Consider the following 23,854-nt stretch of genomic DNA (forward strand, 5'->3'; position numbering starts at 1 on the left):
GCGTACGTGACTACCATCGACAAGACCGCTGAAGTCCCGTCCCCGCGCTCGGGTGACGACCACGTCGGCCCGCTGCTCGAAGTCCGTGACCTGCACGTGGAGTTCCACACCCGCGACGGTGTGGCCAAGGCAGTCAACGGCGTCAACTACAGCGTGAACGCCGGAGAGACGCTCGCCGTTCTCGGCGAGTCGGGCTCCGGCAAGTCCGTGACGGCGCAGGCCATCATGGGCATCCTCGACATGCCGCCCGGCAAGATTCCGCAGGGCGAGATCTTCTTCCGGGGCCAGGACATGCTGAAGATGTCCTACGAGGAGCGCCGCCAGATCCGCGGCCAGAAGATCGCGATGATCTTCCAGGACGCGCTCTCCTCGCTGAACCCGGTCCTCACCGTCGGCTACCAGCTCGCCGAGATGTTCCGGGTCCACCAGGGGCTGTCCAAGAAGGACGCGAAGGCCAAGGCCATCGACCTGATGGACCAGGTCAAGATCCCGGCCGCCAAGGCCCGGGTCTCGGACTACCCGCACCAGTTCTCCGGCGGCATGCGTCAGCGCATCATGATCGCCATGGCGCTGGCCCTGGAACCGGACCTGATCATCGCCGACGAACCGACGACGGCGCTCGACGTGACCGTGCAGGCCCAGGTGATGGACCTCCTCGCGGAGCTCCAGCGCGAGTACAACATGGGTCTCATCCTGATCACGCACGACCTCGGTGTCGTCGCGGACGTCGCCGACAAGATCGCCGTGATGTACGCGGGCCGGATCGTCGAGACCGCCCCGGTCCACGAGATCTACAAGCGCCCGGCGCACCCGTACACCAAGGGTCTGCTGGAGTCGATCCCGCGGCTGGACCAGAAGGGCCAGGAGCTCTTCGCGATCAAGGGCCTGCCGCCCAACCTGCTCCACGTGCCCACGGGTTGTGCCTTCAACCCGCGCTGCACGATGGCGCAGGACATCTGCCGTACGGACATCCCGGCCCTGCGCCCGGTGACCGAGCAGGACGGCACCGAGCTGGTCGGCCGCGGCAGCGCCTGCCACTTCTGGAAGGAGACGATCCATGGCTGACCTCAACAAGGAGCCCGTGGACGCCACCCCGAACGTCACCGAAGTGGAGACGGTCGACGCGGTCACCGAGGCGGAGGCGGTTGCCGCCATCGACGCGCCGGTGGCGCAGGGCGAGCCGATCCTCCAGGTCCGGAACCTGGTCAAGCACTTCCCGCTGACCCAGGGCATCCTGTTCAAGAAGCAGGTCGGTGCGGTCAAGGCCGTGGACGGCATCTCGTTCGACCTGTACCAGGGCGAGACGCTCGGCATCGTGGGCGAGTCCGGCTGTGGCAAGTCCACGGTCGCCAAGCTCCTGATGACGCTGGAGCGGGCCACCGCCGGTGAGGTCTTCTACAAGGGCCAGGACATCACCAAGCTGTCCGGCCGTGCGCTGAAGGCCGTGCGCCGGAACATCCAGATGGTGTTCCAGGACCCGTACACCTCGCTGAACCCGCGGATGACGGTCGGCGACATCATCGGGGAGCCCTTCGAGATCCACCCGGAGGTGGCCCCGAAGGGTGACCGGCGCCGCAAGGTGCAGGACCTCCTGGATGTCGTGGGTCTCAACCCGGAGTACATCAACCGTTATCCGCACCAGTTCTCCGGCGGTCAGCGCCAGCGCATCGGCATCGCCCGCGGCCTCGCGCTCAACCCGGAGATCATCATCTGCGACGAGCCGGTCTCCGCGCTCGACGTGTCGGTGCAGGCGCAGGTCATCAACCTGATGGAGAAGCTGCAGGACGAGTTCAATCTCTCCTACCTCTTCATCGCGCACGACCTGTCGATCGTCCGGCACATCTCGGACCGGGTCGGCGTCATGTACCTCGGCAAGATGGCCGAGATCGGTACGGACACGCAGATCTACGACCACCCGACGCACCCCTACACCCAGGCGCTGCTGTCGGCGGTCCCGGTTCCGGACCCGGAGGCCCGTGAGGGCCGCGAGCGGATCATCCTCACCGGGGACGTCCCGTCGCCGGCGAACCCGCCGTCGGGCTGCCGCTTCCGCACCCGCTGCTGGAAGGCCCAGGACAAGTGCGCGACGGAGGTGCCGCTGCTGGCGATCCCCGAGCGCTTCAAGTCCTCGGACACCCCGGCCGCGCACGAGTCGGCGTGCCACTTCGCCGAGGAGAAGGACGTCGTGCACGCGGCGTAGTCCTGCTCGAAGGCGCAGACACGAAGGCGCCCGGAACCGATCGGTTCCGGGCGCCTTTCCCATGTCCAGGGAACCGGGCTCGCAGGTGGCTCGGGTCAATGGGCCGACGTGCTCGGTTCCCCGGGCCGGAGGAGCCAGGTGGATCGCGGACCGATCGGATCCGTCTCCGCCCGGCCGTCTCCGCGGCGAGGTCAGGGGTGTCAGCCCCCGGCCTTGGGGGCCTCGGTGTTCTTCCTGGCCGGGCTGAGTGCGTCCTGGGCCGTTCGCGCCCGCGGGACGGACGACACGGTCCCGGAAGCCCTCCGGGTGGTGGGAGGCGGTCAGATGCCCGTCCCGGCTGCCCTCATGGCGCTCCTGGCCCGAGGGTCGAAGGACTCCGCAGGGCAACACCTACGGGCTGCTCGGGCTTTTGCAACGCAATTCACGGAGGGTCAATGAATGTCCGGTTGCCTGAGGTGGTCTGGGGGTTTGACCGATACATGACTAAAGTAACGTCCTTGGTCGAATCGAAAGGATGTTCGTTACATGTAGGGAGGATTCCAGTATTGAGTCCGATATGCGGGCGGCGCCGACTCGGAATTCGTACATCCTGCCCATCGGATGCGTGGGCGATGCACGTTCGATGCGCAGCTGTTGTCACCCTGCTGCTCGCCGGGGTGCGCCCGCGGCGGTCTCGTCCTGCTCGGATGGGTGGTGTAAATGTGCAGAAGGTAAGTGATGAGGCGATATTTGACTCCACGTGAGTCGGAGCTCGACGAGGAGGCATTTCCATGCGCGGAGCCGCACAGGCCAAGTGGGCCGCATGTGCCGTGACCGTCGCCCTGGTGGCGACGGCCTGCGGCGGTGGCGGGGGTGGCGGCGGTGGCGGGGGCGGGGGTGCCAATGGGATCGTCAGCTCGTCCTGGGGTGACCCGCAGAACCCGCTGGAGCCCGCCAACACCAATGAGGTGCAGGGCGGCAAGGTCCTCGACATGGTCTTCCGGGGGCTGAAGAAGTACGACCCGAAGACCGGCGCGGCGACGAACATGCTCGCCGAGAAGATCGAGACCACTGACTCGCAGAACTTCACCATCACGGTGAAGGACGGCTGGACCTTCAGCAACGGCGAGAAGATCACGGCGAAGTCCTTCGTGGACGCCTGGAATTACGGCGCCCTGCTGAAGAACAATCAGAAGAACGCCTACTTCTTCGGCTACATCGACGGCTACGACAAGGTCCACCCCGACACCGGTAGCGCCACCGCGGCGAAGCTCGCAGGCCTCAAGGTCGTCGACCCGATGACCTTCACGGTGAAGCTGTCGCAGAAGTTCTCCCTCTGGCCGGACACTCTCGGCTACCCGGCCTTCGCCCCGCTGCCGCAGTCCTTCTTCACCGACCACGCCGGCTGGCTCGCCAAGCCCGTCGGCAACGGCCCGTACACCATCGACAAGTACACCAAGGGCTCCACGATGAGCCTGCGCAAGTGGGACAAGTACCCCGGAGACGACAAGGCGCAGAACGGTGGCATCGACCTCAAGGTCTACACCGACAACAACACCGCCTACACCGACCTGATCGCGGGCAACCTCGACCTCGTCGACGACGTACCGGCTTCGCAGCTGAAGAACGTCAAGGCGGACCTCGGCGACCGGTACATCAACACCCCGGCCGGCATCATCCAGACCCTCGCCTTCCCCTTCTACGACAAGAAGTGGGACACCCCCGGTGGCATCAAGGTCCGCCAGGGCCTGTCGATGGCGATCAACCGCGACCAGATCACCGACCAGATCTTCCAGAAGACCCGCACCCCCGCCTCCGACTGGACGTCTCCGGTCCTCGGCGTGGACGGCGGCTTCAAGGAGGGGCTGTGCGGGGCCCCGTGCGAATACAACGCGGCGAACGCCAAGAAGCTGATCCAGGAGGGCGGCGGCATCCCCGGCGGCCAGCTGAAGATCTCGTACAACGCGGACACCGGCTCGCACAAGGAGTGGGTGGACGCCGTCTGCAACAGCATCAACAAGGCGATGGGGAACAACAAGGCCTGCGTCGGCTCCCCGGTCGGCACGTTCGCCGACTTCCGCAGCCAGGTCTCCCAGCAGAAGCTCACCGGCGCCTGGCGCGCGGGCTGGCAGATGGACTACCCGCTGATCCAGAACTTCCTGCAGCCCCTCTACTACACCAATGCCTCGTCCAACGACGGCAAGTGGAGCAACAAGAAGTTCGACTCCCTGATCGACAAGGCCAACGCCGAGTCCGACAAGGCCAAGGCCGTCTCCACCTTCCAGGACTCGGAGAAGGTCCTCGCCGAGCAGATGCCCGTCATCCCGCTCTGGTACCAGAACGGCAGCGCCGGCTACTCGGAACAGATCACCAACGTCGCGCTGAACCAGTTCAGCGTCCCGGTGTACGAGCAGATCAAGGTCAAGTAACCCCGCAGGGCCGGGTGGCCGGTGCGCTGTGCCGCACCGGCCACCCGGCTTCCTCATCCCCGCGCCATCGACACCTGCGACCTCCGGAGTCTTCATGGGACGTTATGTGATCCGGCGGCTGCTGCAGATGATCCCGGTCTTCTTCGGCACCACGCTGCTGATCTTCCTGATGGTGAACGTGATGGGCGACCCCATCGCGGGTCTCTGCGGCGACCGCCAGTGCGATCCGGCTACCGCCGCCCAGCTCCGCTCGGAATTCGGCCTCGATAAGCCGGTCTGGCAGCAGTACGCCACCTACATGGGCAATGTCTTCACCGGCGACTTCGGTACTGCGTTCAACGGCCAGAAGGTCACCGAGCTGATGGCCACCGCCTTCCCCATCACCATCCGGCTCACCATCGTCGCCATCGTCTTCGAGGTCGTCATCGGCATCACCCTCGGCGTTGTCACCGGGCTGCGGCGCGGCCGGCCCGTCGACACCACGGTGCTGATCCTGACCCTGGTCGTCATCTCCATCCCGACCTTCGTCACCGGTCTGCTGCTCCAGCTCCTCCTCGGCGTGGAGTGGGGCATCATCAAACCGTCCGTCTCTCCCGAGGCGCCGTTCAACGAACTCCTCGTCCCCGGACTCGTCCTCGCCTCGGTCTCCCTGGCGTACGTCACCCGGCTCACCCGGACCTCGATCGCCGAGAACGCCCGCGCCGACTACGTCCGTACCGCCACCGCCAAGGGCCTCCCCAGGCACCGGGTCGTCATCCGGCATCTGCTGCGCAACTCGCTGATCCCCGTCGTCACCTTCATCGGTACGGACGTGGGCGCCCTGATGGGCGGGGCGATCGTCACCGAGCGCATCTTCAACATCCACGGCGTCGGCTACCAGCTCTACCAGGGCATCCTGCGCCAGAACTCCCAGACCGTCGTCGGGTTCGTCACAGTCCTGGTCCTCGTCTTCCTGGCGGCCAACCTGATCGTCGACCTTCTGTACGCCGTACTCGACCCGAGGATCCGCTATGCCTGAGCAGACGCCGGACGAAGCGATCTCCCCGGGCGGGGCAGGAGCAGCCATGGATCTCGCCCTGGCGGAAGGGGAGACGCTGGAGAAGACACCGGGCGGCCCCGAGGGCACCGGGCCGGCCGAGAAGCCCCGCAGTCTCTGGTCCGACGCCTGGCGCGACCTGCGCCGCAACCCGGTCTTCATCATCTCCTCCCTGATCATCCTCTTCCTGGTGATCATCTCGATCTGGCCGTCGCTGATCACGGACCAGGACCCGCTCAACTGCGACCTGGGCAAGGCCCAGGAGGGTTCCCAGCCCGGCCACCCGTTCGGCTTCGACGGACAGGGCTGCGACGTCTACACACGTACCGTCTACGGGGCCAGGACCTCGGTCACCGTCGGCGTCTGCTCCACCGTCGGAGTCTCGATCCTCGGCGGCATCCTGGGCGGGCTGGCCGGCTTCTTCGGCGGCTGGTGGGACTCGTTCCTGTCCCGTATCACCGACATCTTCTTCGGCATCCCGGTCGTCCTCGGCGGCCTGGTCTTCCTTTCCGTGGTGACCAGCTCCACCGTCTGGCCGGTGATCGGATTCATCGTGCTGCTGGGCTGGCCGCAGATCGCCCGTATCGCCCGTGGCTCGGTCATCACCGCCAAGCAGAACGACTACGTCCAGGCGGCCCGGGCGCTCGGCGCCTCCAACTCCCGGATGATGCTCCGTCATATCGCCCCCAACGCGGTCGCCCCCGTGATCGTTGTCGCGACCATCGCCCTGGGTACGTACATCTCCCTGGAGGCGACCCTGTCGTTCCTCGGCGTCGGCCTGAAGCCGCCGGCCGTCTCCTGGGGCATCGACATCTCGGCCGCCTCCCAGTACATCCGCAACGCCCCGCACATGCTGCTCTGGCCCGCCGGAGCGCTGGCGATCACCGTGCTCGCTTTCATCATGCTCGGCGACGCGGTGCGCGACGCCCTCGACCCCAAGCTGCGCTGAGGAGCCCGTTGCCATGTTGCTCGAAGTGCGCGATCTGCACGTGGAGTTCCACACCCGGGACGGGGTGGCCAAAGCCGTCAACGGGGTCAACTACGCGGTGGCCGAGGGCGAGACGCTCGCCGTCCTCGGTGAGTCCGGCTCCGGCAAGTCGGTCACCGCGCAGGCGATCATGGGCATTCTCGACATGCCGCCGGGGAAGATCAGCAGCGGCGAGATCGTCTTCAAGGGCCGCGATCTGCTGAAGCTCAAGGCCGACGAGCGCCGGAAGATCCGCGGCCAGGAGATGGCCATGATCTTCCAGGACGCGCTGTCGTCCCTCAACCCCGTGCTCAGCGTGGGGGACCAGCTCGGCGAGATGTTCGTCGTGCACCGCGGGATGTCCCGCAAGGACGCCAGGCTGAAGGCCATCGAGCTGATGGACCGGGTCCGCATCCCTGCCGCGAAGGAACGCGTCGGCAACTACCCGCACCAGTTCTCCGGCGGCATGCGCCAGCGCATCATGATCGCCATGGCGATGGCGCTGGAACCCTCGCTGATCATCGCGGACGAACCCACCACCGCCCTCGATGTGACCGTCCAGGCCCAGGTGATGGACCTGCTCGCCGAGCTCCAGCGCGAGCTCAACATGGGACTCATCCTGATCACCCACGACCTGGGCGTGGTCGCGGACGTCGCCGACTACATCGCCGTGATGTACGCGGGCCGGATCGTCGAGTCGGCCCCCGTCCACGAGATCTACAAGGCCCCCGCCCACCCGTACACCAAGGGCCTCCTCCAGTCGATCCCGCGGCTGGACCAGAAGGGCCAGGAGCTGTATGCGATCAAGGGGCTGCCGCCCAACCTGCTGCACATCCCGCCCGGCTGCGCCTTCAACCCGCGCTGCCCGATGGCCCAGGAGATCTGCCGCGGCGAGGTACCGCCGTTGTTCGAGGTGGCCCCGCACCGTGAGAGCGCCTGCTACTTCTGGAAGGAGACGCTCGATGCACGCTGAGCAGGGGACCACCCGCGCGGGCGGCGAACCCATTCTGGAGGTCCGCGACCTCGTCAAGTACTACCCGCTGAGCCAGGGCATCCTGTTCAAGAAGCAGGTCGGTGCGGTCAAGGCGGTCGACGGCGTCTCCTTCCAGCTGGCCGCGGGCGAGACCCTCGGCATCGTGGGGGAATCCGGCTGCGGAAAGTCGACCGTCGCCAGGATGCTCGTCCATCTGGAACAGCCGACGGCCGGCTCGATCAAGTACAAGGGCGAGGACATCACCAAGCTGTCCGGCCGCGCGCTGAAGGCCGTACGCCGGAACATCCAGATGGTGTTCCAGGACCCGTACACCTCGCTGAACCCCCGGATGACGGTCGGCGACATCATCGGGGAGCCCTACGAGATCCACCCCGAGGTGGCCCCCAAGGGCGACCGGCGCCGCAAGGTGCAGGACCTCCTGGATGTCGTGGGTCTCAACCCGGAGTACATCAACCGTTATCCGCACCAGTTCTCCGGGGGGCAGCGCCAGCGCATCGGCATCGCCCGCGGTCTGGCCCTCAACCCGGAGATCATCGTCGCCGACGAACCGGTCTCGGCCCTCGACGTCTCCGTGCAGGCCCAGGTCATCAACCTGCTCGACCGGCTGCAGGCGGAGTTCGACCTGAGTTACGTCTTCATCGCGCACGACCTGTCGATCGTCCGGCACATCTCCGACCGGGTCGGCGTGATGTATCTGGGCCGGTTCGCCGAGATCGGTACGGACGAGCAGATCTACGACCACCCCACGCACCCGTACACCCAGGCGCTGCTGTCGGCGGTCCCGGTTCCGGACCCGATGGCACGCGAGCACCGTGAGCGGATCATCCTGCACGGCGATGTGCCGTCGCCGGCGAACCCGCCGTCCGGCTGCCGCTTCCGCACCCGCTGCTGGAAGGCCCAGGAGCGGTGCGCACTGGAGGTGCCGCTGCTCGCGGTCCCCGCGGTCTTCCGGCTGACGAACACCCCGGCCCATCACGACTCGGCGTGCCACTTCGCGGAGGAGAAGCAGGTGGTGCCGCCGGGCGAGGAGCCCGTCGAGGAGCAGGAAGGACCGGGAGGGGAGCCAGGGGAGCCAGGGGAGCCGGGCGCCGACCCCCGCATTCGTTAACGCACGGGCAACTTGACCGTCGCACGTCCGATATGCGAACGCGCCAGCATGAACAGCGTACGGCCGTGCGGGTGCCGTGAACCGGCCGGGAGGGCTTTCAAGTCCTTCCGGCCGGTTACTCGTTCACCCGGGTCCCGCGGTGCCGGGCCGAGCGGCCGGAGCTACCTGCTCAGCCCCAGCGACCGCTTCAGGAAGTCCACCTGCAGCAGGAGCAGATTCTCCGCGACCTGCTCCTGCGGAGTCATGTGCGTCACCCCGCTGAGCGGCAGCACCTCATGCGGCCGCCCGGCCGAGAGCAGCGCCGACGACAGCCGCAGTGAGTGCGCGACCACCACGTTGTCGTCCGCCAGACCGTGGACGATCATCATCGGCCGGACCTGGTCAGCGGCCTCGGACAATCCCTCGTCGGTGAGCAGCGAGTTGTACGCGTACACCTCGGGCTGCGTCGCCGGGTCACCGAGATAGCGCTCGGTGTAGTGGGTGTCGTACAGCCGCTGATCGGTCACCGGAGCGCCCACGACCGCCGCGTGGAAGACGTCGGGCCGCCGCAGCACGGCCATGCCCGCGAGGTATCCGCCGTACGACCAGCCGCGGATCGCCACCTTGGAGAGATCCAGCGGGAACTTTTCGGCGAGTGCGTGCAGCGCCTCCACCTGGTCGTCCAGGGTGAGGACCAGGTTGTTCCTGATCGCCTTCTCCCAGGCGGGGGAGCGCCCCGGAGAACCGCGGCCGTCCGCGACGACCACCGCGAAGCCCTGGTCGGCGAACCACTGCGAGGTGAGGTGCGGATTGTGCGCGGCGACGACCCGCCGACCGTGCGGTCCACCGTACGGATCCATCAGGACCGGAAGCGGACCATCTGATTCCTGATAGTCGGTGGGGAGCAGCACGGCGCACGGAATCCGGTGTGCGCCCCCCTCGGTGAGCTGCGCCCGCGGCGACAGAACCGGCTCCTCCGCATATGTCGCGACCGTGGCGATCTGCTTGCCGTCCCGCAGTACCCGCACCGCGGCGCCGGGCCGCTCCAGCGAGGTGGAGACCAGCACGGTCACCCCGCCCGCCCGGACCGCCGAGTGCACCCCCGCCCCCTCGGAGACCCGCTCCACGCCCAGCTCGTTGACCCGGTACACATGGCTCTCGCCGATCTCCGGCTCCGCGGCCTCCTCACCCGCCGACGCCGCCACCAGGACATCCGATTCACCGATGTCCAGCACCGCCAGGATCTGCAACTGCGCCCCGGTCAGCGGCCGGTCGCCGACCGAGAGCACCCGCGCCCCGCCCTCGTCCACGACCCGCACCAGCCGCCCGTCCGGCGCCCACGCCGGCACCCCGGCGAAGAGGTCCAGCCACACCGGGTCCTCGTCGACATGGACCGTCCGCGTCGTGCCGCTCTCCGGGTCCACCGCGAGGAAGAGCTGGCTGCGCTGGTCACGGGCCTGGACGAGGATCAGCGGGGCGCCCTGGGACGACCAGTGCACCTGCGCCAGATACGGATAGCGCGCCCGGTCCCACACCACTTCGGTGCGGGTGCCGTCCAGTCCCAGCACCAGGAGCCGCACGTCGGCGTTGGGCGTCCCCGCCGCCGGGTACGCCACCTCGGCCGGCTTGCGGTCCGGGTGTGCCGGGTCCGCGATCCACCACCGCTTCACCGCGCTGTCGTCGACCCGGGCGACGAGCAGCCGGTCCGACTCCGGCGACCACCAGAAGCCGCGCGAGCGCTGCATCTCCTCGGCCGCGATGAACTCCGCGAGACCGTACGAGATGTGCGCGTCCTCCGGCTCCGCGAGCGGCCGGTCCCCGTCGCCCTCCGCCCCCACGACGCGCAGCGCGCCCTTCGACACGTACGCGACATGGCGCCCGTCGGGCGACGGCCGGGGGTCGAGCACCGGTCCCGGCACCGGCAGCGCGCGTGCCGAACCGACCCGCAACTCGGCGACGTACACCTTCCCGGAGAGCGCGAACGCCGCCAACTCGGCCGCCGAGTCCACCGCGTAGCCGACGATCCCCGAGGACCCCTCACGGCTCCGCTCGCGCCGCGCCCGCTCCTGCGCCGACAGCTTCTCCGCCGAACCGCCCAGCAGCGCCCCGGGGTCGGCGACGACCCGCTCCTTCGGCGTGCCGTCGGCCGCCAGGTCCAGCACCCAGAGCTTGTTGGACCGGTCCGTGCCGGAGGCCGACCGCAGGAAGATCACCCGCTCCCCGTCCGGCGAGACGGTGAACGCACGGGGAGCGCCGAGGGTGAAGCGCTGAGTCCTGGCGTGCTGTCGGGGAAACGAAAGCTTCTGCAAGGTCATAACCCCGAACCCTAGGGCCTGATCCGGCGGCAGTCCCTGTCCCTGGCAGAGCGCCCGACCACTCGGTCGTGCGCCCCTCGTGCTGCTGTGCCCCGATCAATGCGGTGGCACGGATAGTTATGATCCGTAGCGCTCGGTGGGTAAGAACCTGCTGGCTCCATGTGTGCTGCCCGTCCCGACCGTACTGATGGAGGTGAACCGCCGTGGCACTCTCGATTTCGGCGGTGGTGCTGCTGGCGATCGTCGTCTTCCTGCTGATCCGGAAATCCGGACTGAAGGGCGGACATGCGGTGGTCTGCATGCTGCTCGGTTTCTATCTCGCCAGTTCGTCCATTGCGCCCACCATCTCGGAGCTGACCACGAATGTGGCCGGCATGATCGGGGGCATCAAGTTCTGACCCGGGGCCCCGGCCGCCCTCCACGGTCGGCCCGTGGGGCAGCCGGCTCGTAGGGTGGGTCCCATGACGGACCTTCCCGCCCGTCGTCTGCTCCTGGTGCACGCGCACCCCGACGACGAGTCGATCAACAACGGCGCCACCATGGCCCTGTACGCGGCGCAGGGCGCCCAGGTCACCCTGGTGACCTGCACGCTCGGCGAGGAGGGCGAGGTCATCCCATCCGAGCTCGCGCACCTCGCGGCCGACCGGGACGACGCCCTGGGAGCCCATCGCATCGGTGAACTAGCCGCCGCGATGAAGGAGCTCGGGGTCACCGACCACCGGTTCCTCGGCGGACCCGGCCGGTTCCGCGACTCCGGAATGATGGGCGCCGAGCAGAACCACCGGCCCGGCGCCTTCTGGAACACGGACGTCGACGACGCCGCCGCGTACCTCGTGGAGGTGATCCGCTCGGTACGCCCGCAGGTCCTCGTCACGTACGACCCGGACGGCGGCTACGGGCACCCCGACCACATCCAGGCGCACCGCGTCGCGATGCGCGCCGCGGACCTCGCGGCCGACCCCGCGTACCGCACCGGGCCCGACGCACCGCAGGCATCCCCGGACGCCTCGCCGCACGCCGTCGACAAGATCTACTGGAACCGGGTGCCGCGCTCCGTCGCCGAGCAGGCCTTCGCACGGCTGCGTGCCACGGCCCTCGATGCCTTCCCGGGGATCGCCGCGATCGACGACGTACCGGGTGTGGTGAACGACACGCAGATCACCACGGAGATCGACGGTGCGGCCCACGCCGCGGCCAAGACGGCGGCGATGCGGGCACATAGCACCCAGATCGCTGTGGACGGTCCGTTCTTCGCTCTTTCGAACGATCTGGGACAGCCCGTCTTCACCACCGAGTACTACGAGTTGGTACGCGGAGCCTCCGGAGCACCCGAGGGCGTACGGGAACACGATCTCTTCGCGGGCCTACCGGGAGCACCGGGAGAACAGTCGGGAGCACGTCCATGAGCAACGGCAAGCAGCGCCGGCCCCGCACCGGCGCATCGCCCGCAGAGCACGTGCCCACCGGCCTTGCCGCGCCCCTGAACCCCCGCCGCATCGGCGCCTACCTGGGCCTCGCGGTCCTCGGCGTGCTCGTCGGGCTCGCGGGAGCGTTCGTCCAAGCCGCCTGGTTTCCCGGCGGTTTGCTGCTGGCCCTGGCGGCTTCCGCCGGACTGTTCTACGCTGGCCGGCTGCTCACCGGCACCCAGATCGGTGCCCTGGCGCCCGCGGCGGGCTGGCTGATTTCGGTCATCGTTCTGCTCGGCGGACGCCCGGAGGGCGACTACGTCTTCGGCGACGAACTGGGCCTCACCCTCTTCATGCTGGGCGGGATGGCGATCGCTGTGATGTGTGCCACCATGTCGCGGTCGCCCCAACAAGGCGCCGACAGCGGTCGACCTGGCAAGTAATGTGCCACGTCACATCCCGTAATGCCCCCTGTTCGTCCGGGGGGTGCGTCGCCGTCTCCCCCGGTCGCGGGGCGTCCGGTGGCGGCGGCCAGTATGGTGGTTCGCGCGCCGAGCCGTCCCCTGGCCTGCGGCATGGGGGAAGTACGGGCGGCGGAGCCAATCGGGAGAACCTGCTTTGAGTCGTGAAACTGACAGTTCGTCCTCCGGGCCCCAGGGGCGCGGGGGAGCCGCGTACCCGTCGGGTACGCCGCCGTACGGATCACGCCAGTATCCGTCGCTGCACCCTTCGCAGGACGCCCCTGAGGAGTCCCCGGAGTCTGCGGATGCGCCTCAGCCCGAAGAGCCGAGGACCGAGACGACACTGACGACGCGTATCCGGATCAACATCCCCGGCTCGCGTCCCATCCCGCCGGTCGTCATGCGTACGCCGATGAGCGACGCCGAGGTGGAGGCCTCGCGCGAGCGCACCGGCAGTACGCCGCGTCCGGGCGGGCCCGCATCCAACGGCGCACCGGGCGGACCGGGTGCCCAGGGCGGACCGGCCGCCGAGGCGCGGGACGGATCGGCGACCGCGGAACCGGCCGCCGACAAGCCGGCCAGAGAGAAGAGCGGCAGCGACTGGTTCGCCCCGCGCAAGGCCCCGACGAACACGTCGGTGGTCGGCGGCGCGGGCGGTGCACCGGCCGGCGGCCCGGGCGTGGGCACGGGTGCCGGTACGGACGCGGACGCCGGCAGATCTGCCGGACCCGCCGGATCCACCCCGCCGCGCGCCGACCTTCCGTACTTCGCGGACGGTCCGCAGCGTGCGGGCGACCAGGGCGCGCCTCGCCCCGGCGCCCGTGACGAGTTCGGCGGGGACGAGGTTCCCGGGCCGCGCGCCACGCCGAACCTCGGTGTGCCTACGCCGGGCCCGTCCGGCGCCACCACCGGGCCGGTCACCGGCACCTCGCCGCTCACCCCGAACCTCGGTGGGGCGGACGGATTCGCCCCCGGCCGTCCCGGTGGTCCGTCCGGCGTGTCCGGTCCCGGTGCTCCCGGTGGCGTACCTCCGCGGATGTCCGACGACACGGCCGTCCTGACGCCGCAGTTCGCGGCGCCGGGTGCCGGTACCGGCGGCCATGTCTCCGGGGACACGATCACCAGTGGGATCCCGGTCGTCCCGCCGGAGCACCGCTCGCCCGCCGCCCCGTCGCCGTTCGCGCGCCCGGGCAGTCCCGGCGGTCCCGGTGTGCCGGGCCCCGGCCCGACGCCCCGTCTTCCGGACAGCCCGATGGGCACCGGACCGGGGGGACCGGGCGGCCCCGTCGCCCCCTCGCCCGTCCCCGCCGCCGCCCGCCCCGCCCCGGTCCCTGCGAAGAAGGGCCGCTCCAAGCTGGTCCTGCTCTGCGCGGGAGTCGTCGGTCTGGCCGGTGTCGCGTACGGCGCGGGCCTGCTGATGAACCACTCCGAGGTCCCCAAGGGCACCACCGTCCTCGGCGTCGACATCGGCGGCGGCACGAAGGAGGAGGCCGTCGCCAAGCTGGACGAGGCGCTCGGCGAGCGCGCCAAGACGCCCCTCCAGCTGTCCGTGGACGGCAAGAACACGCAGCTCGCCCCGGAGAAGGCCGGTCTCGCACTGGACAGCCAGGAGACCGTGCGCGGCGCCGCGGGCAGCGACTACAACCCGGTGTCGGTGATCGGCTCCCTCTTCGGCGGCGAGCGGAAGGCCGACCCGGTGATCCCGGTCGACGAGGAGAAGCTCGGCGTCGCGCTGACCGATCTGGCGGGCGCCTCCGGCTCCGCCAGCGACGGCACGATCAAGTTCGAGCCGGGCAAGGCCGTCGAGGTCCCCGGCAAGGTGGGCAAGGCGCTGGACGTCAACCGGTCGATGATCTCGGTCCGGGACGCGTACCGCGCCCAGGTGCAGACGGGCAAGCCGGCCACGGTCGAACTGCCGGTCGCCACCCGCGAGCCCACCATCGGCCAGGCCGAACTGGACCGGGCGATGAAGGAATTCGCGAAGCCCGCGATGTCCGGCCTGATCACCATCAAGGCCGGGCCCAAGCAGATCCAGTTCGGCCCCGCGAAGTCGCTGCCGCAGATCCTGTCCATGAAGGCGGTCGACGGCCGGCTGGTCGAGTACTACAACAAGACCGCGATCGACACCCTCTGCGACGGTGTCTTCGACGGCATCATGATCACCAAGGGTGACGGCAAGAAGCACCAGCTCAGTGCGGACGATGTGGCGCATGCCATGCAGACCGCGCTGCTCGGCAGCACCCCCGCCGAGCGCACCGCCACGATCGCCCTCGACGGCAACGGATAGCACCACCCGTACCGTCGCAGTACGCACGGCACCGCCCCCGCCCGGACCTCCGGCCGGGGGCGGTGCCGTGCGTAGGCCACGAGGGCGGCGCACGGGCGCTGTCATGCATCGGGCATGACATCTGTCATCCCCGATTCACGACCCGTGACCCTGCCGGGTGGACACACCGCTCCGCCAGGCTGGGCGCATGACGACGACAGCCACCGAAGCCACCACCGCGCAAGCCGCCGTGGTCAGCTTCGACCAGGTCAGCAAGGTGTACGGGGATGTACGCGCCGTCGACGGGCTCTCCCTCTACCTGCACCCCGGCGAGACCGTGGCGCTTCTCGGCCCCAACGGCGCCGGAAAGTCCTCCACCCTCGATCTGCTCCTCGGCCTGCGCACCGCGGACTCCGGCACGGTCCGGCTGTTCGGTACGTCTCCGCAGGAGGCGATCGCCCGGGGCCGGGTCGGCGCGATGCTGCAGAGCGGCGGCCTGATGGAGGACGTCACGGTCGAGGAGATCGTCCGGCTCGTCTGCGATCTGCACGCCCCGGCCTCCCAACTCGCCGAAGCGGTAAGGAAGGTGCTCGCCGGAGAGCGCGTCATCGACCCGACGCTGGCGGCGGCCGCACTCGCCGACGGGGCGAGCCCACTGACCGAGCGCGAACGCGATGTCCTGTGCACGGCGGCCGACGGCTCCACCAACGCGGAGATCGCCACCACGCTCCATCTCTCGCACGGCACGGTCCGCAACTACCTGTCCACGGCGATCCAGAAGATGGCGGCCCGGAACAGGGCGGAGGCGGTACGGATCGCGAGCGAGAAGGGCTGGCTGTAGCGGCCGCAATCGGGTCTCGCGGGTGCGGACGGGGTGGCCTGCGCCCGACCGCCCCTGTACACGGCACCGCCCATTCGGAGATCCTCTGTAACCGTGACCGACAAGAAGAGCGATCCTGCGTGGCCCGGGAGCATCGGCGCCATCACCTTGTTCGTCGAGGACCTGGACGCCACACAACGTTTCTACCGGGAGGTCTTCGGGCTGCCGGTGCACTTCGAGGACGACAACTCGGCCGTGTTCGGCTTCGGGGACACCCTCATCAACCTGCTGAGGACCACCGAGGCGCACGAGCTGATCGAGCCCGGACGCGTCGCGGTGCCCGACGCCGGATCCCGCTTCCAGCTCACCCTCGCTGTGGACGACGTCGACGCGATGTGCAAGGAGTTGGCCGCGCGGGGTGTGACGCTGCTGAACGGACCGATGGACCGCCCCTGGGGGATCCGGACCGCCAGCTTCCGTGACCCCGGCGGCCACATCTGGGAGATCGCGAAGTGACCGGAGGAGCGCCACCGAAGGGCGAGGTCAGGGCCCTCCTTGCGGCCCTGGAGGGGCAGCGACGCCACGTCATGGGAATCCTTGACGGGCTGGACGCGGAGGCGCTGCGGCGGCCGGTGCTGCCGTCGGGATGGAACTGCCTGGGACTCGTACAGCAGCTTGCGCTGGACGTCGAACGGTTCTGGTTCCGTGCTGTCGTCGCCGGTGAGAAGGACCTCATCCACGCCCTGGACGACAGCGAGAACGCCTGGCAGGTGGGCCCCGGTCCGGCGGCCGCCGACGTCCTCGAACGGTACCGCCACGAGACGGACCTCGCAGATGCCGTCATCGCGTGCGGGGGCGGGGCAGGCGTCCTGCCGCGCGACGGCACCCGACTGTCTACCGGAGGACACGCACCATGACGGCGAACAGAGGGCTGTCGGGAAAGGGCCGCTGGTCGCCTATGTGGGCGTACCCCCATGCCTCATAGAGCGCCTTGACCTTGGGGTGTTCCGGCTCGCACAGCAGCGTGACCCGTTGCTCCGTGCGGCCGCTGAGTAACTCCTCATGGATGGCGTGCGCGGCGCCCGTGTCCCGCCACCGTCTGCGCACCATCAGCTCGAACAGGGCGAGCGTGCGTGACCCGGTCTCCTCGGTGAAGCCCTCGGGCAGGGGAGTGGTCATGTGCGTCCACCAGCGGGCGTCCTCGGGCAGAGGTGCGGCGTAGGCGTAGCCGACGGGTTCGGTTCCGTCGTAGCCGATCACCGCTTCCCAGCCGGTGCCTGTGGAGTGATTCGTCAGTCGTCGATCGAAACGCTCCAGGCTGGTGAACGGCACATGAAGCTGATCGGCGTACACCTCCGCGTACACATCCAGCAGGACGTGGCGGATGCCCGGCAGTTCGCTGTCCGTGCAGTGCCGCAGATCGAGCGTCATTCGGCGATCTCCTTCACGGCCGTGTGCTGCACCCATTCCCGGGCGAGGGGGGAAGGGTGCGTGGAAAGCCGAAGGCGAAAGTCGTCGAGGAGACTGCTGATGCGGTGGCTTCCGGGCGCGGTTCCGGCTGTGGTGAGCGCACGGTCCGCTGTCGCGCACGCTGTCTCGATGTCGTCCTGGCCGAGCTGTGCGAGGGCGAGCTGGGCGGTGTAGTAGACCCGGTTCCGGGTGAGTTCGGGGCTGAGCCGTGCAAGTGCCTGATGGGTGCGGGCTTCTGCTTCCTCGGGCCGGCCGAGCCGCTGGTGAACGATCCCGGCCAGGCCGTGCAGTTCCGCCCTGTCGTAGTAGGCGAGCCAGGTCGGGCGATGGGCCGGATCGGTGCGGGCGAGCGCGTCCTCTGCGTGGCCCAGCGCACGCAGTGCGGGCTGTTTGTCACGGATACGCGCGTGGGACAGGGCGATCCGGACGTGGGCGTGGGACGCATAGAGAGGATCGCGCCGCGCCATGCCCGAGTCCCGCGCTGCTTGCGCGGCATGAAGAGCCTCGATGGGGCGTCCACGTTGTCCCGCAAGCATGGCGACGTTGTTCCACGCCCGGTGAACGGCTTCGGGATCTCCGGACAGGCCGGCCAGGGTGACGGCACGCTCGAGATGCTGTGCGGCCCGGTGCTGGTGGTGCGAGTCGAGAGCCGCCCAGGCGGCGGTGCTCGCCGCGTTCGCGGCGGTGGCATAGAGCAGGGAGCGTACGCGAGCCGAGGCGCGGCCGCTGTTGAGCAGGGACAGGGAATGGTTCATCCAGCCCAGGAACTGGGCTTCGATACGACTGGTGCCGCCGAGCTTGTTCTCTTCCTGGTACAGAGCGTCCAGGGCTTGGTCGATGCGTCGGACGTCGCTGAAGCCGATGGTGTTCCGCGCTGCGGGCAGGACAACGCCTGCGGCTGCCACGGCAGCCCTGGTGGTGAAGGCTCGTCGCTCCACGGGATCCTCCGGTGTCGCTCGGACGGCAGCGGAGGAGGGATTCTGCCGGGGGACGAAGCCGAGCTCCTCAGCGGTGCAGCCGAATTCTGCCTCCAGAGCCTGCCGTTGACGGATGTGCGGCCAGCGGGTTCTTCCGGTCAGGTAGTTCCGGATATGCCGGTCCTGAAGGGTTCCGGGCCGACCGGTCAGCCGCTCGATGTGCTCATTGAGCCGGGCTGCGAGCTCGTGCTGCATCAGACCCGCAGCATTCATATGAGCGGCCAGTACGGCGTTGCCGGTCTTCCCCGTCATGAACTCACGGTAGCGACAACCGGCACCGCCGGTGGTGCGATCGGACGTCAGAAATTTCCGGTTGTCCGTGAGCGGGCCGTACCCCGAATTGCCTTCTGCGTAGGTTCATATGGGGATCTCCTTGGAGGACCATTCCTCGGAGATCCGAAGACAACCGGGCGTGCTCCTGGCAGCCGTCAGGAGGACCCGTGACCGGAACCGAACCACACGCCGTTCCGCAGCACGCGGTCGCCGGCACCGGCATCGATGTCGATGCGGTCGTCCGGGCCGTCGACCATGCGCTGGCGAGACCCCCTGCACGTCCTCCACGCGACGTCATCGATGCGGGGACCAACGAACTGATCGGCCATTTGCGGGCGCTGATGGCCGTCGACGACTACGGCCACGACCAGGAGGGCCGTGGGGGTGTCCGGGTGTTGTTCCGTGTGGCCTATCGGAACCTCGATCTCGCAGTGCGACCGGATGCGGCCACGTCCGACGGCGTCGCATTCACGTACTGGCGGATGATCGCGAGCCTGACAGCCGCGTTCCGCGATCTGTATGCGGCCCTGCCGGACGAGGCGCCCCCCTGATCCGGTCTCGCCGTTGCGGTGTGATTCCCCTGGCCGGCCGCCGGCGAGCGAACTGCGACGTGCCCCGAAGCCGATGGTCGACCCTGATCTGGGTGCTGTCGCAGGGGAGTCCACGCCTGCCTGTGTGCAACGCCGTTGGACTTCCCCGTGTCATGCGCGTGGACAGTTTCCTGCAGGCGATCGTCTATGCGGTCGTGCGCCTGCGGGCCAGTTCTCTGCTCTCCTCGGGCAACGCGTCGGCGACCAGCAGCCGCGGCAGCAGTTCCGGTTCGAGCGTCATCGCGCGAAAGGCCAGTGCAACGCTCACGTCGTGGTCGGGCCGGTGCACTATCTCGACCGGATCACCGGCACGGATTTCTCCCGGCTCGATCACGCGTAGATACGCGCCCGGCAGTGCGGCCTGCGTGAACCGTTTGATCCAGCCCTCGCGCTCCAGCCGGCCCTGGAACGTGGCGCACGGGATCCGTGCGCACGACACCTCCAGGACCACCTGGGGCCCGATGCGCCACCGCTCACCGATCAGGGCGCCGTTGACGTCGAGGCCGAGCGTGGTGAGGTTCTCCCCGAAGGTGCCGCCGGCGAGCGGCCTGCCCAGCTCGGCCTGCCAGCCGTCGAGATCCTCGCGGGCATAGGCGTAGACGGCCTGGTCGGAACCGCCGTGGTGCTTCACGTCATACACGCGGTCGCCCACGAGCCCGACTGCCCCGGTGCCCTTCGGGCCCGGTGCGACGACGGAGACGGGACCCTGAACCGGCCGCTTGTCGATCCCTGTCGCGCTGAGGCCCTTCCATGGGTTGGGCCGGGGCTTGCCAACATTGACGGAGAGCAGCTTCATCCGGGCGAGGCTACGGTCTCCGGCACTCCGGTGCGACACATTTGCCCGCCCCCTCGGCGTCGGTCACTCGACGGTCCGGTCGTAGCGGACGGCGCCGCCGCGGCACTGCTTCAAACGGTTGACGGCCAGGGGTGTCGAGTCGCGGTTGATGCGGTCGTCGCAACCAGTGAGGTGGGAGGCGATGTCTTGTCAGACGTCCTGCCGTACACAGGAAAGGCATACGACTGTGCGATCCATCGGAGCCCGCGCGACCCGCCGGACGATCCTGGCCGCCGGGGCAGGGGCGGCCCTGGCCACCGTATCCGCGTCGGCCCCCGCCCACGCCTCCTTGACGGCACACGCCTTCTCGACGGCGCCCGGCGCGGCAGCCCGGGTGGCTCGGCAGTTGCGCGCCCTGGAGCGGGAGCACTCGGCCCGGCTCGGCGCCTACGCCCATGACACCGCCACGGGCCGGACGGTGGTGTATCGAGCGGACGAGCGCTTCCCGATGTGCTCCTTGTTCAAGACCGTCGGCGCGGCGGCGGTCCTTCGCGATCTGGACCGCAACGGCGAGTTCCTGGCCCGCCGCATCCGCTACACCGCGCAGTACGTCGAGGCCTCGGGCCACTCGCCGATCACCGGCAGGGCCGAGAACCTCTCCCACGGGATGACGGTCGCCGACCTGTGCGCGTACTCCATCACGCACAGCGACAACACCGCGGCCAATCTCCTCCTCCGAGAACTGGGTGGCCCCACCGCCATCACCCGCTTCTGCCGTTCCATCGGCGACCCGGTCACCCGCCTCGACCGCTGGGAGCCCGAGCTGAACTCGGCGGAGCCATGGCGCGAGACGGACACCACCACACCTCGTGCCGTCGGACAGACCTACGCCCGCCTCGTCCTGGGCGACGCACTCGTCCCCTGCGACCGACGGCTGCTCACTGGCTGGCTGCTCGCCAACACCACCAGTGGTGAACGCTTCCGTGCCGGGCTTCCCGCCGACTGGACCGTCGCCGACAAGACCGCCGGAGGCAGCTACGGCGGCAACAACGACGCCGGTGTCGCCCGGCCCCCCGGCCGCCCGCCGGTTGTCCTTGCCGTCATGACCACCAAGCCCGCGCGGGACGCCGCTGCCGACAACCCCTTGGTCGCCAAGACGGCCGGCGTACTGGCTGAGGCCCTGAGCCGACCGCCGACAGCGACACCGCGAGGAAGTGGCCCTGTCACCGGCCCGACCAGGAAAGATCTCCGTTTCGCGTGATCCGTGGTGCTGGCACACTCATGCGTCATGACGACTGGACACAGCATGGCCGCGACCCTGCGCGTCGGCGCGGAGGACCCGGCGCTCTCCGCCCGGCTGAGCGACGAGCTGACCGCGTTCAACAACGATGCGACCGGCGCCCACGACGACCGTGGCCTCTCCGTCCGGGTCACCGATGAGGCGGGCGATCTGGTGGCCGGGCTGGTCGGCTGGACCTGGGGCGGTTGTGCCGGGATTTCGGAAGTGTGGGTGCGGGCCGACCGGCGCCACGAAGGGTGGGGGGCCCGTCTGGTGCGCGCCGCCGAGGACGAAGCGCTGGCACGCGGCTGCACGTCGATGATCGTCTCGTCGATGTCCTTCCAGGCGCCCGGCTTCTACCGTCGGCAGGGCTATCTGGAGACAGGCAGCGGCGGAGGGATTCCGGGCGGCCACACCCGGCATCACTTCTTCAAGGAGTTGGAGGGGACGGGACAGCGCTGAGGTCAGGGGCGCTTCGCCGAGTCGAGATGGGCGAACACCACCACGTTGTCCCTGTAGTCCTTGACCTTCCTGTCGTAGGTGCCGCCGCACGTGATCAGCCGCAGCTGCGCGTCCGGAGTGTCGCCGTACACCAGGTCGTTGGGGAAGTTCGCCTTGCTGAACTTCTCGACGGAGTCGACCTTGAACGTGGCCACGCTGCCGTCCGCCCTCTTGATGTCCACCGTGGCTCCGGGCTTCACGAACTGGAGCTGAAGGAATACCGCCGGTCCGGTCTTCGTGTCGACGTGGCCGGCGACGATGGCCGAGCCGCGCTCACCGGGCGTCACTCCGCCCTTGTACCAGCCGACCAGGTTGGTGTCGTTCGGCGGCGGGGCGTTGAGCTGCCCGGTCGCGCCGAGGGTCAGCGGTGTGAAGGGTGCGTTGACCGCGATCGACGGGATCTGGAGCCGCGTCGGCTTGGAACGGGGGATGAACAGCCCCGTCGGGCTGGGAGAGGCGACGGCCGACGGAGCCTCAGGGGCGGCGGCGGGGGCGGGCGCTACGGGAGCTGCGACCGACGGGGCGGTCAGCGGCTTGTTGTCCTCGGCCGTGCCGAAGGAGTTGAAGATCAGGAGCAGGCCCAGTCCGGCCGCTGCCGCGGGCCAGAGCAGGGTGCGGCCGAAGGAGGAGGAGGAGGAGGAGGAGCCGGATGGGGAGGGGGGCGAATCGGACGACTGCGGGGCGGCCATGGGAGCGTGCCTTTCTTCCGTGTGTCACCAGTCGGTCGGGCGGCGGGCCGGCCGGTCGGTGGGGCGGGGAAACGCAGCGGCCGCGGCCGCCGCCCCGAGGGACGGCGACCGCGACAGATGCGCAATCGGCTAGCGGTTCAGTGCGTTCAGGCCACCGCACCGCCCGTGGCCTGGCGGCGGCGCATCTTGTACGCACCGACGCCGAGCCCACCGATCAGCAGCGCCGAACCGGCGGCCAGACCGTTGTTGGTCACGGCCGTCCCACCGCCACCGGTGTGGACGCCGCCGCTCGGGGTGTCGCCGCCGTGCTTCTCGAGGTAGCCACTGCCCTCCTCGCTGCCGCTGCCGCTGCCCTCCTCGCTGCCGCTGCCGTCTCCGCCGTCTTCGCCGTAGCCGTCGTCGGACACGGCCATGGCCATGGCGCCGCCACCGGTGTGGACGCCGCCGTTGGGCTTGCTGCCGTGGCTGCCCTTTTCGCCGTGCTTCTCGAGGTAGCCACTTTCCTTCTTGTCGCCGCCGTGCTTCTCGAGGTAGCCACTTTCCTTCTTGTCGCCGCCGTCCTTCTCGAGGTCGCCGGTGCCATCCTCGCCGCCGTGCTTCTCGAGGTAGCCGCTGCCCTCCTCGTCGCCGTAGCCCTCCTCGTCGACGTAGCCGTCTCCGTCTCCGCCGTCTTCGCCGTAGCCGTCGCCGTCTTCGCCCTTGTCGCTGTGGCCGCCCTTGCCGCCGTGGCCGCCCCCGGGGCTGGCCGTGGCGGTGGCCGTGGAGCTGGCCGTGGAGGTGGCCATCGGCGCCGCACCGTCGCTGTGGCCGCCCTTGTCGCCGTGGCCGTCGTCGGACACGGCCATGGCCATGGCGCCGCCACCGGTGTGGACGCCGCCGTTGGGCTTGCTGCCGTGGCTGCCCTTTTCGCCGTGCTTCTCGAGGTAGCCGCTGCCCTTCTTGTCGCCGCCGTGCTTCTCGAGGTAGCCACTTTCCTTCTTGTCGCCGCCGTGCTTCTCGAGGTAGCCACTTTCCTTCTTGTCGCCGCCGTCCTTCTCGAGGTCGCCACTGCCCCCCTCGTCGCTGTAGCCACCGTCAGAGTCTTCGCTGCTGTAGGAGGAGCCGCCGTCCCGTTCATCGGCCACGGTCATCGCGTAGGCGGCGGGTGTCGTGATCGCCAGGACCGCACTGACGGCGGCCGAAGCGAACAAGGTGCGGGCAGAGCGCATCTGAACACGTTCCTTTCGGCGCAACTGCGGTGAGTGACTGGCTGTCGACTCGACGTGACGCAGTAGCGACGTGATCTACCGTCAATCGAAATGCCCCGCAGCGCCAATAGGCAGCTCAGTGTTGGAGCGAAT

Annotated in this window: 23 protein-coding genes; 17 read left to right on the top strand and 6 right to left on the bottom strand. The window is 69.1% G+C overall.

Annotated features, from left to right (window positions below):
* The first annotated feature begins 6 nt into the window (after positions 1–6).
* From ABZV38_RS24370 to ABZV38_RS24400, 7 genes are all read left to right on the top strand, one after another.
* The gene (locus ABZV38_RS24370) at positions 7–1,065 is read left to right on the top strand and encodes an ABC transporter ATP-binding protein (RefSeq protein WP_356330180.1); all 1,059 of its coding nucleotides are present in this window, start codon (positions 7–9) and stop codon (positions 1,063–1,065) included.
* Complete coding sequence (locus ABZV38_RS24375) at positions 1,058–2,200, top strand: dipeptide ABC transporter ATP-binding protein (RefSeq protein WP_356330182.1); 1,143 nt, start codon at positions 1,058–1,060, stop codon at positions 2,198–2,200. Before ABZV38_RS24370 ends, ABZV38_RS24375 begins: the two co-directional genes overlap by 8 nt.
* Before the next feature lie 770 nt (positions 2,201–2,970).
* Positions 2,971–4,608: an ABC transporter substrate-binding protein gene (locus ABZV38_RS24380; protein ID WP_356330184.1), complete on the top strand. Its 1,638-nt coding sequence runs from the start codon at positions 2,971–2,973 to the stop codon at positions 4,606–4,608.
* 94 nt (positions 4,609–4,702) lie between these two features.
* On the top strand, positions 4,703–5,626 hold the full coding sequence (locus tag ABZV38_RS24385; protein ID WP_356330186.1) for an ABC transporter permease: 924 nt from the start codon (positions 4,703–4,705) through the stop codon (positions 5,624–5,626).
* Complete coding sequence (locus ABZV38_RS24390) at positions 5,619–6,593, top strand: ABC transporter permease (protein ID WP_356330189.1); 975 nt, start codon at positions 5,619–5,621, stop codon at positions 6,591–6,593. Before ABZV38_RS24385 ends, ABZV38_RS24390 begins: the two co-directional genes overlap by 8 nt.
* Before the next feature lie 13 nt (positions 6,594–6,606).
* On the top strand, positions 6,607–7,584 hold the full coding sequence (locus tag ABZV38_RS24395) for an ABC transporter ATP-binding protein (RefSeq protein ID WP_356330190.1): 978 nt from the start codon (positions 6,607–6,609) through the stop codon (positions 7,582–7,584).
* On the top strand, positions 7,574–8,713 hold the full coding sequence (locus tag ABZV38_RS24400; protein WP_356330192.1) for a dipeptide ABC transporter ATP-binding protein: 1,140 nt from the start codon (positions 7,574–7,576) through the stop codon (positions 8,711–8,713). The genes ABZV38_RS24395 and ABZV38_RS24400 overlap by 11 nt, the downstream gene beginning before the upstream one ends.
* A gap of 161 nt (positions 8,714–8,874) precedes the next feature.
* On the opposite strand, the gene ABZV38_RS24405 is transcribed toward ABZV38_RS24400, so the two are convergent.
* Positions 8,875–11,007 carry a prolyl oligopeptidase family serine peptidase gene (locus tag ABZV38_RS24405; protein ID WP_356330194.1) on the bottom strand — a complete coding sequence of 711 codons (2,133 nt, stop codon included), beginning with the start codon at positions 11,005–11,007 and terminating at the stop codon, positions 8,875–8,877.
* Between the two features lie 203 nt (positions 11,008–11,210).
* Between ABZV38_RS24405 and ABZV38_RS24410 the strand changes: the two genes are divergently transcribed.
* The 7 genes from ABZV38_RS24410 (at position 11,211) to ABZV38_RS24440 (ending at position 16,877) form a co-directional block, all read left to right on the top strand.
* The gene (locus ABZV38_RS24410; RefSeq protein WP_030915260.1) at positions 11,211–11,405 is read left to right on the top strand and encodes a hypothetical protein; all 195 of its coding nucleotides are present in this window, start codon (positions 11,211–11,213) and stop codon (positions 11,403–11,405) included.
* Positions 11,406–11,468: 63 nt separating this feature from the next.
* The gene (mshB, locus tag ABZV38_RS24415) at positions 11,469–12,413 is read left to right on the top strand and encodes an N-acetyl-1-D-myo-inositol-2-amino-2-deoxy-alpha-D-glucopyranoside deacetylase (protein WP_356330196.1); all 945 of its coding nucleotides are present in this window, start codon (positions 11,469–11,471) and stop codon (positions 12,411–12,413) included.
* Positions 12,410–12,856 carry a DUF6113 family protein gene (locus ABZV38_RS24420; protein ID WP_356330197.1) on the top strand — a complete coding sequence of 149 codons (447 nt, stop codon included), beginning with the start codon at positions 12,410–12,412 and terminating at the stop codon, positions 12,854–12,856. Before mshB ends, ABZV38_RS24420 begins: the two co-directional genes overlap by 4 nt.
* Before the next feature lie 175 nt (positions 12,857–13,031).
* Positions 13,032–15,161 (top strand): hypothetical protein, encoded by a 2,130-nt coding sequence (locus tag ABZV38_RS24425; protein WP_356330199.1) that lies wholly within the window; start codon positions 13,032–13,034, stop codon positions 15,159–15,161.
* A 187-nt stretch (positions 15,162–15,348) separates the two neighbouring features.
* Entirely contained in the window at positions 15,349–15,981 is a 633-nt protein-coding gene (locus ABZV38_RS24430) for a LuxR C-terminal-related transcriptional regulator (RefSeq protein WP_356330201.1), read from the top strand.
* Between the two features lie 93 nt (positions 15,982–16,074).
* Positions 16,075–16,476, top strand: coding sequence for a VOC family protein (locus ABZV38_RS24435; RefSeq protein ID WP_356330203.1), 402 nt, complete (start codon positions 16,075–16,077; stop codon positions 16,474–16,476).
* Positions 16,473–16,877, top strand: coding sequence for a DUF664 domain-containing protein (locus ABZV38_RS24440; protein WP_356330204.1), 405 nt, complete (start codon positions 16,473–16,475; stop codon positions 16,875–16,877). The genes ABZV38_RS24435 and ABZV38_RS24440 overlap by 4 nt, the downstream gene beginning before the upstream one ends.
* On the opposite strand, the gene ABZV38_RS24445 is transcribed toward ABZV38_RS24440, so the two are convergent.
* Both ABZV38_RS24445 and ABZV38_RS24450 read right to left on the bottom strand, forming a co-directional pair.
* Positions 16,855–17,391 carry an N-acetyltransferase gene (locus tag ABZV38_RS24445; RefSeq protein ID WP_356330206.1) on the bottom strand — a complete coding sequence of 179 codons (537 nt, stop codon included), beginning with the start codon at positions 17,389–17,391 and terminating at the stop codon, positions 16,855–16,857. The genes ABZV38_RS24440 and ABZV38_RS24445 overlap by 23 nt on opposite strands.
* Positions 17,388–18,659: an XRE family transcriptional regulator gene (locus ABZV38_RS24450; RefSeq protein ID WP_356330208.1), complete on the bottom strand. Its 1,272-nt coding sequence runs from the start codon at positions 18,657–18,659 to the stop codon at positions 17,388–17,390. The genes ABZV38_RS24445 and ABZV38_RS24450 overlap by 4 nt, the downstream gene beginning before the upstream one ends.
* A 188-nt stretch (positions 18,660–18,847) precedes the next feature.
* Between ABZV38_RS24450 and ABZV38_RS24455 the strand changes: the two genes are divergently transcribed.
* Complete coding sequence (locus ABZV38_RS24455; protein ID WP_356330210.1) at positions 18,848–19,231, top strand: hypothetical protein; 384 nt, start codon at positions 18,848–18,850, stop codon at positions 19,229–19,231.
* Between the two features lie 184 nt (positions 19,232–19,415).
* On the opposite strand, the gene ABZV38_RS24460 is transcribed toward ABZV38_RS24455, so the two are convergent.
* Positions 19,416–20,066 carry an MOSC domain-containing protein gene (locus ABZV38_RS24460; protein ID WP_356330212.1) on the bottom strand — a complete coding sequence of 217 codons (651 nt, stop codon included), beginning with the start codon at positions 20,064–20,066 and terminating at the stop codon, positions 19,416–19,418.
* 226 nt (positions 20,067–20,292) lie between these two features.
* Here ABZV38_RS24460 and bla point away from each other — a divergent pair, with 226 nt between their 5' ends.
* Together bla and ABZV38_RS24470 are read left to right on the top strand one after the other, a co-directional pair.
* Positions 20,293–21,306 carry a class A beta-lactamase gene (gene bla / locus ABZV38_RS24465; RefSeq protein WP_356330214.1) on the top strand — a complete coding sequence of 338 codons (1,014 nt, stop codon included), beginning with the start codon at positions 20,293–20,295 and terminating at the stop codon, positions 21,304–21,306.
* A 27-nt stretch (positions 21,307–21,333) separates the two neighbouring features.
* Complete coding sequence (locus tag ABZV38_RS24470) at positions 21,334–21,786, top strand: GNAT family N-acetyltransferase (RefSeq protein ID WP_356330216.1); 453 nt, start codon at positions 21,334–21,336, stop codon at positions 21,784–21,786.
* A gap of 2 nt (positions 21,787–21,788) precedes the next feature.
* Here the strand turns inward: ABZV38_RS24470 and ABZV38_RS24475 are convergent, their stop codons facing one another.
* Both ABZV38_RS24475 and ABZV38_RS24480 read right to left on the bottom strand, forming a co-directional pair.
* A complete protein-coding gene (locus tag ABZV38_RS24475) occupies positions 21,789–22,514 on the bottom strand; it encodes a class F sortase (RefSeq protein WP_356330218.1) in 726 nt (241 codons plus the stop codon).
* 146 nt (positions 22,515–22,660) lie between these two features.
* Positions 22,661–23,722: a hypothetical protein gene (locus ABZV38_RS24480; RefSeq protein WP_356330220.1), complete on the bottom strand. Its 1,062-nt coding sequence runs from the start codon at positions 23,720–23,722 to the stop codon at positions 22,661–22,663.
* Positions 23,723–23,854: the final 132 nt, after the last annotated feature.

The organism is Streptomyces sp. NPDC005181 (assembly GCF_040608395.1).
GTDB lineage: Bacteria > Actinomycetota > Actinomycetes > Streptomycetales > Streptomycetaceae > Streptomyces.

Excerpts from the sequence above, each read along its gene's own strand:
- ABZV38_RS24375 (WP_356330182.1), top strand. The coding sequence starts at position 1,058 with ATGGCTGACCTCAACAAGGAGCCCGTGGACGCCACCCCGAACGTCACC.
- ABZV38_RS24380 (WP_356330184.1), top strand. The coding sequence starts at position 2,971 with ATGCGCGGAGCCGCACAGGCCAAGTGGGCCGCATGTGCCGTGACCGTC.
- ABZV38_RS24385 (WP_356330186.1), top strand. The coding sequence starts at position 4,703 with ATGGGACGTTATGTGATCCGGCGGCTGCTGCAGATGATCCCGGTCTTC.
- ABZV38_RS24390 (WP_356330189.1), top strand. The coding sequence starts at position 5,619 with ATGCCTGAGCAGACGCCGGACGAAGCGATCTCCCCGGGCGGGGCAGGA.
- ABZV38_RS24395 (WP_356330190.1), top strand. The coding sequence starts at position 6,607 with ATGTTGCTCGAAGTGCGCGATCTGCACGTGGAGTTCCACACCCGGGAC.
- ABZV38_RS24400 (WP_356330192.1), top strand. The coding sequence starts at position 7,574 with ATGCACGCTGAGCAGGGGACCACCCGCGCGGGCGGCGAACCCATTCTG.
- ABZV38_RS24405 (WP_356330194.1), bottom strand. The coding sequence starts at position 11,007 with ATGACCTTGCAGAAGCTTTCGTTTCCCCGACAGCACGCCAGGACTCAG.
- mshB (WP_356330196.1), top strand. The coding sequence starts at position 11,469 with ATGACGGACCTTCCCGCCCGTCGTCTGCTCCTGGTGCACGCGCACCCC.
- ABZV38_RS24420 (WP_356330197.1), top strand. The coding sequence starts at position 12,410 with ATGAGCAACGGCAAGCAGCGCCGGCCCCGCACCGGCGCATCGCCCGCA.
- ABZV38_RS24430 (WP_356330201.1), top strand. The coding sequence starts at position 15,349 with ATGACGACGACAGCCACCGAAGCCACCACCGCGCAAGCCGCCGTGGTC.
- ABZV38_RS24445 (WP_356330206.1), bottom strand. The coding sequence starts at position 17,391 with ATGACGCTCGATCTGCGGCACTGCACGGACAGCGAACTGCCGGGCATC.
- ABZV38_RS24450 (WP_356330208.1), bottom strand. The coding sequence starts at position 18,659 with ATGACGGGGAAGACCGGCAACGCCGTACTGGCCGCTCATATGAATGCT.
- ABZV38_RS24460 (WP_356330212.1), bottom strand. The coding sequence starts at position 20,066 with ATGAAGCTGCTCTCCGTCAATGTTGGCAAGCCCCGGCCCAACCCATGG.
- ABZV38_RS24470 (WP_356330216.1), top strand. The coding sequence starts at position 21,334 with ATGACGACTGGACACAGCATGGCCGCGACCCTGCGCGTCGGCGCGGAG.
- ABZV38_RS24475 (WP_356330218.1), bottom strand. The coding sequence starts at position 22,514 with ATGGCCGCCCCGCAGTCGTCCGATTCGCCCCCCTCCCCATCCGGCTCC.
- ABZV38_RS24480 (WP_356330220.1), bottom strand. The coding sequence starts at position 23,722 with ATGCGCTCTGCCCGCACCTTGTTCGCTTCGGCCGCCGTCAGTGCGGTC.